13 protein-coding genes are annotated in these 12,618 nt (G+C 75.3%); 9 read left to right on the forward strand and 4 right to left on the reverse strand.

Going from position 1 to position 12,618, the window contains the following annotated elements; all coding sequences use genetic code 11:
- Positions 1-109 precede the first annotated feature (109 nt).
- Positions 110-622, reverse strand: a complete 513-nt coding sequence (locus ACQEUU_RS29385) for a DUF6223 family protein (protein WP_433072326.1) — start codon at positions 620-622, stop codon at positions 110-112.
- Positions 623-838: 216 nt separating this feature from the next.
- On the opposite strand from ACQEUU_RS29385, the gene ACQEUU_RS29390 reads away from it, so the two are divergent.
- Positions 839-1,954: a sensor histidine kinase gene (locus ACQEUU_RS29390; RefSeq protein WP_433072328.1), complete on the forward strand. Its 1,116-nt coding sequence runs from the start codon at positions 839-841 to the stop codon at positions 1,952-1,954.
- Positions 1,951-2,613 (forward strand): response regulator, encoded by a 663-nt coding sequence (locus ACQEUU_RS29395; RefSeq protein WP_433072330.1) that lies wholly within the window; start codon positions 1,951-1,953, stop codon positions 2,611-2,613. Before ACQEUU_RS29390 ends, ACQEUU_RS29395 begins: the two co-directional genes overlap by 4 nt.
- 33 nt (positions 2,614-2,646) lie before the next feature.
- Here the strand turns inward: ACQEUU_RS29395 and ACQEUU_RS29400 are convergent, their stop codons facing one another.
- Positions 2,647-3,834: an NAD(P)/FAD-dependent oxidoreductase gene (locus ACQEUU_RS29400; protein WP_433072332.1), complete on the reverse strand. Its 1,188-nt coding sequence runs from the start codon at positions 3,832-3,834 to the stop codon at positions 2,647-2,649.
- Positions 3,835-3,927: 93 nt separating this feature from the next.
- A complete protein-coding gene (locus tag ACQEUU_RS29405; RefSeq protein ID WP_433072334.1) occupies positions 3,928-4,866 on the reverse strand; it encodes a sigma-70 family RNA polymerase sigma factor in 939 nt (312 codons plus the stop codon).
- A 169-nt stretch (positions 4,867-5,035) separates the two neighbouring features.
- On the opposite strand from ACQEUU_RS29405, the gene ACQEUU_RS29410 reads away from it, so the two are divergent.
- From ACQEUU_RS29410 to ACQEUU_RS29435, 6 genes are all read left to right on the forward strand, one after another.
- Entirely contained in the window at positions 5,036-5,818 is a 783-nt protein-coding gene (locus tag ACQEUU_RS29410; protein WP_433072336.1) for a S1C family serine protease, read from the forward strand.
- 14 nt (positions 5,819-5,832) lie between these two features.
- Entirely contained in the window at positions 5,833-6,822 is a 990-nt protein-coding gene (locus ACQEUU_RS29415; RefSeq protein WP_433072338.1) for an AAA family ATPase, read from the forward strand.
- A 3-nt stretch (positions 6,823-6,825) separates the two neighbouring features.
- Entirely contained in the window at positions 6,826-7,710 is an 885-nt protein-coding gene (locus tag ACQEUU_RS29420; RefSeq protein ID WP_433072340.1) for a DUF58 domain-containing protein, read from the forward strand.
- Between the two features lie 31 nt (positions 7,711-7,741).
- Positions 7,742-8,692, forward strand: a complete 951-nt coding sequence (locus tag ACQEUU_RS29425) for a VWA domain-containing protein (protein ID WP_433072342.1) — start codon at positions 7,742-7,744, stop codon at positions 8,690-8,692.
- Entirely contained in the window at positions 8,693-9,739 is a 1,047-nt protein-coding gene (locus ACQEUU_RS29430) for a vWA domain-containing protein (RefSeq protein WP_433072344.1), read from the forward strand.
- 137 nt (positions 9,740-9,876) lie between these two features.
- Complete coding sequence (locus tag ACQEUU_RS29435; protein ID WP_433072346.1) at positions 9,877-10,731, forward strand: DMT family transporter; 855 nt, start codon at positions 9,877-9,879, stop codon at positions 10,729-10,731.
- Here ACQEUU_RS29435 and ACQEUU_RS29440 read toward each other — a convergent pair.
- On the reverse strand, positions 10,720-11,826 hold the full coding sequence (locus tag ACQEUU_RS29440; protein ID WP_433072348.1) for an MGDG synthase family glycosyltransferase: 1,107 nt from the start codon (positions 11,824-11,826) through the stop codon (positions 10,720-10,722). The genes ACQEUU_RS29435 and ACQEUU_RS29440 overlap by 12 nt on opposite strands.
- A 23-nt stretch (positions 11,827-11,849) precedes the next feature.
- Between ACQEUU_RS29440 and ACQEUU_RS29445 the strand changes: the two genes are divergently transcribed.
- Positions 11,850-12,590 (forward strand): polysaccharide deacetylase family protein, encoded by a 741-nt coding sequence (locus ACQEUU_RS29445; protein ID WP_433072350.1) that lies wholly within the window; start codon positions 11,850-11,852, stop codon positions 12,588-12,590.
- The last annotated feature ends 28 nt before the right edge of the window (positions 12,591-12,618 follow it).

Raw genomic sequence — 12,618 nt, forward strand, 5'->3', positions numbered from 1 at the left:
CCGCCCGGCTCACCGGCCCGGCCGAACGACCGGCGCGGGGCGGCGGGTGTGGGCGAGCCGGCTCGTACGGCCGGGTGTGGGCGAGCCCGCAGGCTGCACGGCCGGTGGATCAGCCGGCGCGGTGGACGCGGCGGGCGCGGGTGAGTGCCAGCCCGCCGAGTGCCGTCGCGACCAGCCCCACCACCACGGAGAGGTAACCGCCCACGATGCCGTAGCCGGTGCCGGGACCGCCCTCGGCGGCGGCCACGACCAGACCGCCGGCGGCGGCGCCCGCCAGCCCCGTCGCCAGGGCCGTCACGGCTCCCTTTCTCCCGGCGCCGGCGCGGCGGGCCGAACGGGCCAGGGCGAGCGCGCCGGAGACCCCGCCGGCCAGCCCCAGCCCCAGCCCCACCAGGGACCAGAACCGCCCGGGGGTCAGCTCGTACGCCCCGGTCGGCTCCGCCGGGGCGGCGAGTGCGTACGCGCCGGGCGGCGCGGCGTCCACAGCGTGCTGGATCACCGGCGCGGCGAGCGCGTACGCGCCGGGCGGCTCCGGGAGCATGGCGTGCGCGACCGCCGGTGCGGCGAGTCCCAGGACCGTGAGCAGCGCGGCCCCCGCCACGAGCGTGAATCTGGCTGGCATGAGTCTCTCCTCCGACGACGGGACGTGTTCACCGATGGTGACCGCCGGACCCGGCCGCGGTCGTCCCGCCCACGCGGGCACTTCGCACTGCCGCCCGCGCCGCAGCCGGGTACCGCCGCCGCGGTGTGGTCCGCGCGCGGGTACCGCGGGCGCGGTAGGGGCGCCCTCATCCGCGCGCAGGAGTCGCCCGCGCGGACATCGGGCTAAGGTGCGCGCATGAGGGTGAGCCGGTCCGTCGCCGCCGACTGGGCGATCGCCGTCAGCGTGACGGCGGCGCTGCTGGTCACGGGGCTGTCCGGGACGCGCCCGGCCACGGCCGCCGGCCTGCTCGGCGGCGCCCTGCTCGCGGCCGGCGGGCTGGCGCTGGCCGCGCGCCGCCGGGCCCCCGTCGCCGTCCTGGTCGTCACCGGGGTGTGCGCGGCCGGCTATCAGGCGGCCGGTTTCGACGTGCCCGCCGTCGCCTTCCTGTTCGCCGTCTACGCCGCCGTACGGGCCGGGCACCGCGTCGTCACCGTGGCGGCGAGCGTGGCGCTGCTGGTAGCGCTTCCCGTCGCGGCGCTGATGTCCGGCCCGTACGACACGGGCGAGGCGTTCGCGCAGGCCCGCGGCGTGCTGGAGATCGCCTGGCTGGTCGCGGCCGGGGCGGCGGGCGAGGCGCTGCGGCAGGCCGAGCGGCGGGCCGAGGAGGCCGAGCGCACCCGGGAGGAGACCGCGCGCCGCCGCGCCGACGAGGAGCGGCTGCACCTCGCGCGGGAGCTGCACGACTCGCTCACCCACCAGATCTCCATCATCAAGCTGCAGGCCGAGGTCGCCGTCCACGTGGCCCGCAGACGCGGCGAGCCGGTGCCGGAGGCGCTGCTGGCGATCCAGGAAGCCGGCCGGGAGGCGGCCCGCGAGCTGCGCGCGACCCTGCGGGCGCTGCGCGACGACGCCACCACCCCGCCGCGCGACCTCGACCACGTCCCCGAGCTGGTGGAACGGGCCCGGGCGATGGGCCTGGACACGACGCTGACGATCGAGGGACAGCGCCACGACGTGCCGGCCGCGGTGAGCCGGACCGCCTACCGGATCGTCCAGGAGTCCCTCACCAACGTCTCCCGGCACGCCGCCTCCGCCACCGCGTCGGTCCGGATCGACTGCCGCCCTGACCTCCTCGCGGTCCGCGTCGACGACGACGGCCAGGCCACCCCGGACGCCGCGCCGGCGCCCGGCGTCGGGCTGCTCGGCATGCGCGAGCGCGTCACCGCGCTCGGCGGCCGGCTGAGCGCGGGCCCGCGCGGCGAGGGCGGCTTCACCGTGCGGGCCGAGCTTCCCGTGGACCCGGCGTCATGATCCGCGTCCTGCTGGTCGACGACCAGCCGCTCATCCGCAGCGGATTCCGCGCGCTGCTCGACCTCGAGGACGACATCGAGGTGGTGGCCGAGGCCGGCGACGGGGCGGCGGGCGTCGCCCTGGCCAGGCAGCACCTGCCGGACATCGCCCTCGTCGACATCCAGATGCCGGTCGTCGACGGCATCGAGGCGACCCGGCGCATCGCCGCGGACCCCGCCCTGGCCGGGGTGCACGTCGTCATCCTGACCAACTACGGCCTGGAGGAGCACGTCTTCGACGCGCTGCGGGCCGGCGCGGCCGGCTTCCTGGTCAAGGACATCGTGCCCGAGGATTTCCTGCACGCCGTGCGGGTGGCCGCACGGGGTGACGCGCTGCTCGCCCCGTCGATCACCCGCCAGCTCATCCACCGGTACGTCACCCAGCCGCTCCCCCCCGGCGCCGGCGCGGCGCTGAGCGAACTGACCAACCGCGAACGCGAGACCGTCGCCCTGGTCGCCCGCGGCCTGTCCAACGACGAGATCGCGGCCCGCCTGGTGATCAGCCCGATGACGGCGAAGACCCACGTCAACCGCGCCATGGCCAAGCTCCGCGCCCGCGACCGCGCCCAGCTCGTGGTCCTCGCCTACGAATCCGGCCTGGTCGTCCCCGGCGGCCCCTGACCGGCCGCGCCGTCCTCACCCGCCGTCCCCGTGCTAGGCCGGCGTCTCGACGGGAGAGCCGGTCGTGGCGGGCCGCCGTGTCAGCGGGCGGCGGCGGGCCGGGAGGCCCAGGGTCGGTCTGGCGACGGCCCAGGCGGCGCCCCTGCAGACCAGTTCCTTGTAGACGGCGGCGACCCGGCCGGTCAGGATCGGCCGCACGGCGCGGTCGTCGGCCGTCACGAACTGGATCAGGCCTTCCTTGCGGCCCAGCGAGACGCACTGGTTGAAGTAGCGGATCAGGACCTTCGGCGGCTTCCCGCCGGTCAGGCGCGCCGCGATCGCGTCGGCGGCCTGCCACGCGGTCGGGCCTCCCGAGGCGCACGACATCCGCAGCGGCTTGCCGCCGGGGCCCATGGCCAGGGCGGCGTCGCCGACGGCGTACACGTCCGGGTGCGAGACCGAGCGCATGGTCCGGTCCACCACGATCCGGCCGGTTTCGCTGACCTCCAGCGCGGTCGCCCGCGCGATCGGGTGGACGGCGAAGCCGGTGGTCCACACGGTGACCGCGGCCGGGATGCCGTCACCGGCCGCGGTGACGACGCGGTCGGGCTCCACGCCGGTCACCTCGGCGTGCTCGTACACGGTGATGCCGAGCCTGCCGAAGACCCGCCGCAGGTGGGCGCGGCCCCCGGGGGAGAGCCAGCCGCCGAGGCCGTCGCGGGCGACGAGGGCGACGCCGAGGTCGGGACGGGCCTCGGCGATCTCGGTCGCCGCCTCCAGCCCGGTGAGGCCGCCGCCGACGACGACCACGCGCCGCCCCGCGTCGAGGCCGGCCAGGCGCTCGCGCAGCCGGAGGGCTCCGGGACGACTGGCGATCTCGTGGGCGTGCTCGGCGACCCCGGGCACGCCCTGGGTGCTCCAGCCGCTGCCGAGGGCGTAGACCAGCGTGTCGTAGCCGAGTTCGGCGGCGTCGGCGAGGGTGACGGTCCTGCGGACGACGTCCACGCCGGTGACCCGGCCCTGCTCCAGCCGTACGCCGGTGCCCGCGAACATCTCGCGGAACGGCCGCGGCCTGAGGTCCTGGCCGACGGCCAGCTGGTGCATGCGGACGCGCTCCACGAAGTCGGGCTCGGCGTTGACCAAGGTGATGGCGACGTCCTCGCGGCGCAGCCGCTTGGCGAGGCGGCCGGCCGCGATCGCTCCGGCGTACCCGGCTCCGAGGACGATGATGCGGTGCTGCATTTCCTGGCTCCTGCCTTCCACGGGTTTGCCCCTTGAACCGGGCGGCCCGCCGTTTGCTGACAGGAACGCGGTGTGAATCACCTCACAGCGTGATCAGAAGGCGGTGAACAGCGGCTCCCCGTGGTCGCCGGCCGCCCACCGCGCGGTCGCGCGTTCGAGCTTGCTCGGGTTGACCTGGTTGCGGAACGCGGCGATGCCCTCGGCGGTGACCTCCAGGCACATGACGCCGATGACCCGGCCGTCGACGACGGCGACGACGGCGGGGCCGCCGTTGGCGGTGGACAGGTGGATCCCCGGCCTGCCGCCGACGAGGTCGCGCTTGGCCTTGCCCGGACTGAACAGCCCCCGCAGGAACGTCGCGACCGCGATGGCGCCCACGAACTCCCGGGTCGGGATCTTCCCGCCGCCGTCACCGATCCCGAAGGCGTCCTCGGTGAGCAGGCGCACGAGGGCCTCGGTCTCGCCGTTCCCGGCCGCCGTCAGGAACTCCTCGACGATTCGCCGGGCCGCGGCCCCGTCGACCTCGGCGCGGGTCCTGCCGTCGGCGACGTGCTTCTTGGCGCGGTGGAAGATCTGCTGGCTGGCGGCCTCGGTGAGGCCGAGGATCGCGGCGATCTCGCGGTGCGGGTAGTCGAAGGCCGCCCGCAGCACGTACACCGCCCGCTCGTTGGGGGTGAGCCGCTCCATCAGGGTGAGCACCGCGTACGAGAGCGACTCGCGCTGCTCGGCGGTGTCGGCGGGGCCGAGCATCGGGTCACCGGCGAGCAGCGGCTCCGGCAGCCAGCGGCCCACGTAGGTCTCGCGGCGCGCCCGCGCGGAGGCGAGCTGGTTGAGGCACAGGTTGGTGAGGACCTTCGTCAGCCAGGCTTCGAGCACCTCGATGCGCTCGGCGTCGGCGGCCTGCCAGCGCAGGAACGTCTCCTGCACGGCGTCCTCGGCCTCCCCGGCGGAGCCGAGCAAGCGGTAGGCGATGGCCTCCAGCCGGGGCCTGGCGGCCTCGAACCGGTCGACGTCGCTGACGGACAGGGCCATGGCCCGATCCTAATCACGCCTCGCCGCCCCGAGCCTCCCTACCGCTCGTACGCCGAGAAGCACCGCGGCGGGGGAGCTCGTTCGATCGCGTCGGTGACAATGGCGGTTCTCATGGAGTTCTCAGGCGGAGTTTATGGCGCTTTTGTCTGAGATTTACGAATATGGGGCGATGGAGCGCGTGCCGCAGGACAACGGTGCGGCCGAGGCTCGGCCGGCCGTGGCCGGGAGGACCCGGCTCGTCGCCGGCGGCGGTGCCGTGCTCGTCCTCGTCGCCGTGCTGGCGTACTGGCTCGGGACCGGCAGCGGGAGCGGCGAGGAGGCGGCGCCCGCGCCCAGCCCGACCCCGACCCCGACCGCGACGCTCACCACGGCCGAGGTCTTCCAGCGGGCCGGGCCGTCGGTGGTGGTCATCCGGGCCGGGCGGTCTCTCGGCACCGGGGTGATCGCGGCCGAGGACGGCACGATCCTGACGGCCCACCACGTCGTCAAGGGCGCCGGCGAGGTCACCCTGACCTACGCCGACGGCACCAGGGCCAAGGCCGCCGTCGCGTCGGCCGACCCCGGGCGCGACATCGCGATGCTCAGGCCGGCGGAGCTGCCGGAGATCGTCGTCCCGGCGACGCTCGGCGGCGGCGTCACCGTCGGCGCGCCCGTCGTGGCCATCGGCAACCCGCTCGGCCTCACCCACAGCGTCTCGACCGGCGTCGTGTCCGGCCTGGACCGGACCACCCAGAAGGGCCTGAGCGGACTCATCCAGTTCGACGCCGCCGCCAACCCGGGCAGCTCCGGCGGTCCCCTCCTGGACGCCCGCGGCCTGGTCGTCGGGATCGTCGTCTCGATCGCCGACCCGGGAGGCGACGAGGCGTTCGCCGGCATCGCGTTCGCGGTGCCGATCGGGGCGGCCCTGGGCGTCGAAGGCGACGGCCCGCCCGGCGACGGACCCCAGATCTGACGAGAAGGGACACGATGACCTCGACCAAGCCCCCGGAGTCCGCGCATCCGCTCGAACACGTGCTGTTCGAGGTCAAGCGCACGATCGTGGGCCAGGACGTGCTGCTGGAGCGGATGGCCGTCGCGCTCGTCGCCGACGGGCACCTGCTGGTGGAGGGCGTGCCGGGCCTGGCCAAGACGCTCGCGGTGCGGTCGCTGGCCGCCGCGATCGCCGGGAGCTTCCAGCGCGTCCAGTTCACCCCCGACCTGGTGCCCGCCGACCTCGTGGGCACCCGGGTCTACCACCAGCACTCCGGCGAGTTCCGCACCGAGCTCGGCCCCGTCTTCACGAACCTGCTGCTGGCCGACGAGATCAACCGCGCCCCCGCCAAGGTGCAGAGCGCCCTGCTGGAGGTGATGCAGGAGCACCAGGTGACGATCGGCAGGGAGACGTTCCGGGTGCCGGAGCCGTTCCTGGTCATGGCGACCGAGAACCCGATCGAGTCGGAGGGCACCTACCCGTTGCCCGAGGCCCAGGTCGACCGGTTCATGATGAAGGTGGTCGTCGACTATCCGACGCAGGCCGAGGAGCAGGCGATCGTCAGCCGGGCGCTGCGCCCGCCCGAGCCGCCGCAGCCGATGGTGACGGCCGACGACCTGATGGCGATGCGGGTCCGCGCCCGGCAGGTGTACGTCGATCCGGCGATCGTCGACTACGCGGTACGGCTCGTCGCCGTCACGCGGTCCCCCGCGACGGCCGGGCTCGGCGAGCTGGAACGGTACGTCACGCACGGGGCGAGCCCGCGGGCGTCCATCGCCCTGGTCACCGGCGCCCGCGCGCTGGCGTTCCTGCGCGGCCGGGACTACGTGCTGCCGCACGATCTGGCGGAGCTCGCGCTCGACGTGCTGCGCCACCGCCTCGTCCTGTCGTACGAGGCGCTCGCGGACGAGGTCGACGCCGACACGATCGTCACCAGGGTGCTCGGGGCAGTCCGGGCGCCCGACGTCGTCCTGCAGAGCCGCTGAGCCATGGCCACCGCCCCCGAGAAGCTCCTGCTCCGCCTGGAGTGGAAGGTCGTCCGCAGGCTCGACGGCCGGCTCCAGGGCGACCACCGCACCGCGTACCGCGGCTCCGGGATCGACTTCACCGGGCTGCGCCCGTACGGGGACGGCGACGACGCCCGGCACATCGACTGGAACGTGACCGCGCGGCTGGACGAGCCGCACCTGCGGGTGTTCACCGAGGACCGCGAGCTGACGGTGTGGCTGGTGCTCGACCGGTCGGCGTCGATGGCGGCAGGCCGGCCGGGGCGCGGCAAGCACGACGTGCTGGCCGAGCTCGCGCTCGTCCTGGCCCGGCTGTTCGGCAGGGGCGGCAACCGCGTCGGCGCGCTGCTCTTCGACACCGGGATGCTGCGCGTCGTGCCGCCAGGCACCTCCCGGCGGCACGCGCTGCGGATCGCCGCCGAACTGGAGCGCACCGCCGCGGGGCGCGGCGGCGCCACCACCGACCTGGCGGAGATGCTCGACGCGGCCGGACGGCTCGCCCGCCGCCGCGCCCTCGTCCTCGTGCTGTCCGACTTCATCGGCGACGGCGACTGGGAACGCTCGCTCCAGCGGCTGGCCCGGCGGCACGAGGTGGCCGCGCTGCGGATCGTGGACACCGCCGACGACGTGCTGCCCGAGGCCGGGCTGATCGTCGTCGAGGACGCCGAGACCGGCGAGCAGCTCGTCGTCGACTCCGCCGACCCGCTGCTGCGGGTACGGTTCCGCGAGGCCGTCGACGCCCGCGACGCCCGGCTGGCGGCGGGCATGCGCCGCGCCGGGGTGCCCGTCCACCGCGTCGACACCGGCCGCGACCTGGCCGAGTCGCTCGTCGAGGTCGTCGCCAGGACCAGGAACCGGACGCCATGACCGGGTCCGCGAGGCCGGCGCGGGAGGACTCATGACGCTGTCCTCCCCGCTGCTGCTGGCCGTCGGACTGCTCGTCACGGCGGCGCTCGCCTGGGCGGTCGTCGTCTCGGCGCGCCGGCGGGCGGCCGCGCTCGCCGCGGCCGGGGTCGTCGTGCGGGGCGGGCGCGGGACGTACCTCGGAGCCGGTCTGACGATCGCCGGCGTCGGCGTGCTGGCGTTCGCCGGCGCGGGACCGGCGGCCATGGTGCCGGTCCCGCGCACCGCGGGGACCGTCGTCCTCGCGGTCGACGTCTCCAACAGCATGGGCGCCGACGACGTCGCGCCCACCCGGCTGGCGGCGGCGCAGCGGGCCGCCCGCGCGTTCGTCGAGGCGCAGCCCGACAGCGTCGACATCGGGGTCGTCGCGTTCGAGCGCGGCGCCCTCACCACGGCACGGCCCGACGCCGACCATTCCGTCGCGCTCAAGGCCATCGACCGGCTGAAGCTCACCGGCGGCACCTCGCTCGGCACGGCCATCACCGGGTCACTGTCGGCGATCACCGGCAAGCAGGTGGCGCTCGGCCGCGACGGCGAGGCCCCCGACATCGGCTACTGGCCGTCCGCGACGATCGTGATGTTCACCGACGGCCAGAATCAGGGCGGGGACGTGGAACAGGCCGCGGCGGTCGCGCAGCGGGCGGGCGTCCACATCCACACGGTCGGGGTCGGCACCACGGCCGGGGCGGCGGTGCGGGTGGACGGCTTCCACCTGCAGACCTCGCTCGACGAGGAGACCCTCACCCTCATCGCGCGGACCACCGGCGGCGACTACCACCCCGCCTCCGACGCCGCGCGGCTCGACTCGATCGCCGACACGATCGACCTGCGGCTCACCGTCTCCGACGAGCCGCTGCCCCTCGCCGGCGCGTTGATCGGGCTGGCCCTCGCGCTGCTCACCGGGGGAGCGGCGCTCACCGTGCTCCGGTCTGGACGGGTGATCTGAATGTCGTTGTCGTGGCCGTGGGCGCTGCTGTCAGTCCTGGTCATCCCGCTGATCTTCGCCATCCGCTGGTGGGCGCTGCGCCGCCGCCGGCGCGCCGCCGTGCGCGTCACCTCTCTCGCGCTGGTACGCGACGCCCTGCCCGGCCGCACCCGCTGGACACGCAAGATCCCTCCGGTGCTGCTCGTGGCCGGGCTCGCGCTGCTGGCGGCCGGGGCCGCGCGGCCGCAGGCGTCGGTGCCGGTGCCGCAGACGTCGGCGACGATCCTGCTCGCGCTCGACACCTCCGGCTCCATGTGCTCCACGGACGTCGAGCCCAACCGGCTGACCGCCGCGAGGGAGGCCGCCGCCGAGTTCATCGAGTCGCAGCGCGGCGGGCCGCGCATCGGCCTGGTCACCTTCGCGGGAACGGCCGGCCTGCTGGTGCCCCCCACCGACGACACCGACGCGCTGATCGAGGCGCTGGACGGGCTCGGCGTGGCCCGCGGCACCGCGATCGGCCAGGCCATGCTCACCTCGATCGACGCGATCGCCGAGGTCGACCCGGCGGTCGCCCCCACCGGCGCGGACCCCGGCGCAGGGGAGGGGCACGCCGGGGCCGCGATCGTCGTGCTGACCGACGGCGCGAACACCCAGGGCGTCGACCCGCAGACCGCCGCCCAGGAGGCCGCCCTGCGCCGCGTCCGCGTCTTCACCATCGGCTTCGGCACCACGAACCCGGCCCCGATGGTCTGCGCCGGCTCCCAGTTCGACGGCCGCGGCTTCGGCTGGGGCGGCGGCCGGGGCGGGTTCGACCGGGGCGGCCGCAACCCGCGCATCGTCGACGAGCCCGCGCTCAAGCGGATCGCCCAGACCACCGGCGGCTCCTACCACCGCGCCGAGAACGCCGACCAGCTCCAGAGCGCGCTCGACTCCCTGCCGGGCAGCTTCACCGTCATCCGCCAGAAGGTCGACACGGCGGCCGCCTTCGCCGTCGGCGGGGCCGTCCTCGTCGCCGCCGCCCTGGGCCTCTCCCTCTGGTGGAACCGCCCCCGGGTCCCGGCCCGCTGACGGCGGTCGTGGAGTCCCAGGCCGGGGCGCGGAGTTCGTAAAGCGCCGTTTCCGCCGCGTGGCACGTGGTAAGAGTCCCGGTCAGAGCCGGGTGTCCCCCTCCCTGGACGGCTGTACGGCATCGAAGGCGAGGGGTGTTGATCTCGGTAGTTCTGGCGCTGCTGGCCGCGGCCTGCAACGCCGCGGCCTCCAACCTCCAGCGTCAGGCGGCGCGGTCCCTGCCCACGGACGAGGGGTTCGGGCTCGGGGAGCTCCTGACGCTGATCCGGCGGCCGGTCTGGCTGGCCGGGATCGCCGCGCTCATCGGCGGCTTCGTCTTCCAGGCCTCGGCGCTGGCGACGGGCCCGCTGGCGCTCGTCCAGCCGGTCCTGGTCACGGAGCTGCCCTTCACCCTGCTCCTGATCCCGATCGTGCTGGGCGGGCACGTGGGGCGGAGGCTGTGGCTGGCGGTCGCGACGATGACCGGCGGGCTGGTGGTCTTCCTGCTGAGCGCGCGGCCCGGCGTCGGCCACGACCGGCCGAGCATGGAGGTGTGGGCCCTGGCGGCGACCGCGACGATCGGGACGATCCTCGGGCTCTGCGCGGTGGCGCGCCTCTTCGGCGGCCGTGGCCGGCCCGCGCTGTTCGGGGTGGCGACGGGCTTCGGGTTCGCCTTCACCGCCGCGCTCATGAAGGAGACCCTCGCCACCCTGGAGAGCGACCCGGGGTCCCTGGCGACCTCGTGGCAGCCGTACGCGATGGTGGTCGCGGGGCTGTGCAGCCTGTTCCTCCTGCAGATCACGTTCAAGAGCGGACCGCTGGTGGTCGCGCAGCCGGCGCTGACCACCAGCGATCCGGTCGCCAGCATCCTGTACGGCACCCTGATGTTCGGGGAGGACGTCCGCGCGGGGGCGTGGATCGTTCTCGAGGTGGCCGGGATGGGCGCGATCTTCCTGGGCAGCGTGATGCTCGCCAGGGCGCCCCTGCTCAAGGAGCTCACGTCACCGCGGTAGGGGCGCTGACAGCAGCACCGCCTCGGCGGGCTCGGCGTGGAAGAGGGCCGAGGCCCGGCCGACCAGGCGCTCGCGGCGGCGCACGTCCCCCAGCTGGTCGAGCGCGCGCACGAGCGCCGCGGCGTCGGGCGCGTGCACGGTCACCTCCGCGCGGGCCATGGCCAGCGCCCCGTCACGGCCGTGTCCCGGGATGGGCCGGTAGGAGACGACGGGCAGGCCCGCGGCGAAGGCCTCCTCGCAGGTCAGCCCCGCACCGTTGTCGACCAGGGCGTGGGCCTGCGCCATGAGCGCGGGCATGTCCTCCTGCCAGCCGAGCACCAGCCCCGCCGGGACGCCGGTGAGACGGCGGCGCAGGCCGGCGTTGCGCCCGCACAGGACGACCGGCACGTACCGCCCGGAACGCGCGACGATCCTCGCGGTTTCCGCGATGTCCCCCACGCCCCACGATCCGGAGGAGATCAGCACCAGCCGATCCTCCGGCGCCGCGCCGATCCGGGCCCGTACCTCGGCGCCCGTCCGCCCGCCCGTCCGCCCGCCGTGGCCGAGGAACGCCGGCCGGACCACCGGGGCGTGCGCCGACACGGGCCGGCCTGTCAGCGCGGCGATGCGCGGCACCGTCGCCGGGTTCGGGCACAGGTACCGGTCGTTGCCCGGATGCAGCCACAGCCGGTGCACGGCGAAGTCGGTCACGAGCACCGTGCTCGTCGCCGCCAGCCGGCCACGCCGCCGCAGCGCCCCGGCCACCTGGGCCGCGACGTGGAAGGTCGAGATCACCTCGTCCGGCGGGCGGCGCGCGACCAGCCGCAGCAGCCGGCTCCCGGCCAGAGCCGTCAGCGGGGAGACCGTAGGGGCGCGTTTGGCCACGAAGAAGACCCGGTAGATGACCTCGTACAGCCAGGGGGCGCGTCTGATCATCCAGTGGTACGACCCGCGCAGCAGACGGCCCAGGCGGAGGGGGAGCAGATGAAGCACGTCGACCACCTGCACGTCGGCGCCCAGGCGGGCGAGGCGGCGGGCCAGTTCCGCGGCCACGGCGTCGTGACCGGCGCCCATGCCGGCGCTGATGATCAGCAGCCGTCGGCCCTCGGCGTTCATCGGCCGACCGGCCGGAGGGCGGGATGACCCGTCGGGCCGCGGTGGCGGCGGCGCTGGCGGGCCTGGCGCTCGTCCACGCGGGCCCGGGCGCCACCTGGCTGGCCGCGGTGCGACGCCGGCTGCCCCGGCTGGCGGGGGCGGGCCGCGACGACCATGTCGCGCTGACCTTCGACGACGGTCCCGACCCGCGCTCCACGCCGAGGTTCCTGGACGAGCTCGGCCGCCTCGACTGCCGGGCCACGTTCTTCGTCCTCGGTGAGATGCTCGAACGCCATCCCGAGGTGGGGCGACGGATCGCGGCCGAGGGGCACGAGCTGGCGGTGCACGGCTGGCGGCACACCAACGCCCTCCTCGCCCGTCCGGGGGCGGTCACCGCGGAGATGGGCCGCGCGGCCGCGCTCGTCGGGTCGGTCACCGGGGAGCGGCCCGTCTGGTACCGGCCCCCGTACGGGGTGCTGAGCGCCGAGGCGCTGGTCGCGGCCCGAGCGCACCGGCTGCGTCCGGTGCTGTGCACCGTGTGGGGCAAGGACTGGACCGCTTCGGCCACGCCGGAGTCGGTCATGGCGAGACTGCTGCCTGGGCTGCAGGGCGGTGCGACCGTGGTGCTGCACGACTCCGACCACACCTCCGCCGCCGGGTGCTGGCGGTCGGCGCTCGGCGCGCTGCCAGAGGTGGTCGGCCGTTGCCGTGAGGCGGGCCTGCTGGTGGGACCGCTGCGGGAGCACGAGGTGGGGAGCGGAAGCGGCGAGCTGTGGATGTCGTGACGGGTCGTACACGGCGTATCTCCTCGCT

Source organism: Nonomuraea sp. CA-218870 (assembly GCF_050936535.1).
In the GTDB taxonomy this organism is placed as follows: Bacteria; Actinomycetota; Actinomycetes; order Streptosporangiales; family Streptosporangiaceae; genus Nonomuraea; species Nonomuraea corallina.

Bases quoted from the DNA above. Each gene is read 5' to 3' on its own strand.
- ACQEUU_RS29385 (WP_433072326.1), bottom strand. From the start codon at position 622: ATGCCAGCCAGATTCACGCTCGTGGCGGGGGCCGCGCTGCTCACGGTC.
- ACQEUU_RS29390 (WP_433072328.1), top strand. From the start codon at position 839: ATGAGGGTGAGCCGGTCCGTCGCCGCCGACTGGGCGATCGCCGTCAGC.
- ACQEUU_RS29395 (WP_433072330.1), top strand. From the start codon at position 1,951: ATGATCCGCGTCCTGCTGGTCGACGACCAGCCGCTCATCCGCAGCGGA.
- ACQEUU_RS29400 (WP_433072332.1), bottom strand. From the start codon at position 3,834: ATGCAGCACCGCATCATCGTCCTCGGAGCCGGGTACGCCGGAGCGATC.
- ACQEUU_RS29405 (WP_433072334.1), bottom strand. From the start codon at position 4,866: ATGGCCCTGTCCGTCAGCGACGTCGACCGGTTCGAGGCCGCCAGGCCC.
- ACQEUU_RS29410 (WP_433072336.1), top strand. From the start codon at position 5,036: ATGGAGCGCGTGCCGCAGGACAACGGTGCGGCCGAGGCTCGGCCGGCC.
- ACQEUU_RS29415 (WP_433072338.1), top strand. From the start codon at position 5,833: ATGACCTCGACCAAGCCCCCGGAGTCCGCGCATCCGCTCGAACACGTG.
- ACQEUU_RS29420 (WP_433072340.1), top strand. From the start codon at position 6,826: ATGGCCACCGCCCCCGAGAAGCTCCTGCTCCGCCTGGAGTGGAAGGTC.
- ACQEUU_RS29425 (WP_433072342.1), top strand. From the start codon at position 7,742: ATGACGCTGTCCTCCCCGCTGCTGCTGGCCGTCGGACTGCTCGTCACG.
- ACQEUU_RS29430 (WP_433072344.1), top strand. From the start codon at position 8,693: ATGTCGTTGTCGTGGCCGTGGGCGCTGCTGTCAGTCCTGGTCATCCCG.
- ACQEUU_RS29440 (WP_433072348.1), bottom strand. From the start codon at position 11,826: ATGAACGCCGAGGGCCGACGGCTGCTGATCATCAGCGCCGGCATGGGC.
- ACQEUU_RS29445 (WP_433072350.1), top strand. From the start codon at position 11,850: ATGACCCGTCGGGCCGCGGTGGCGGCGGCGCTGGCGGGCCTGGCGCTC.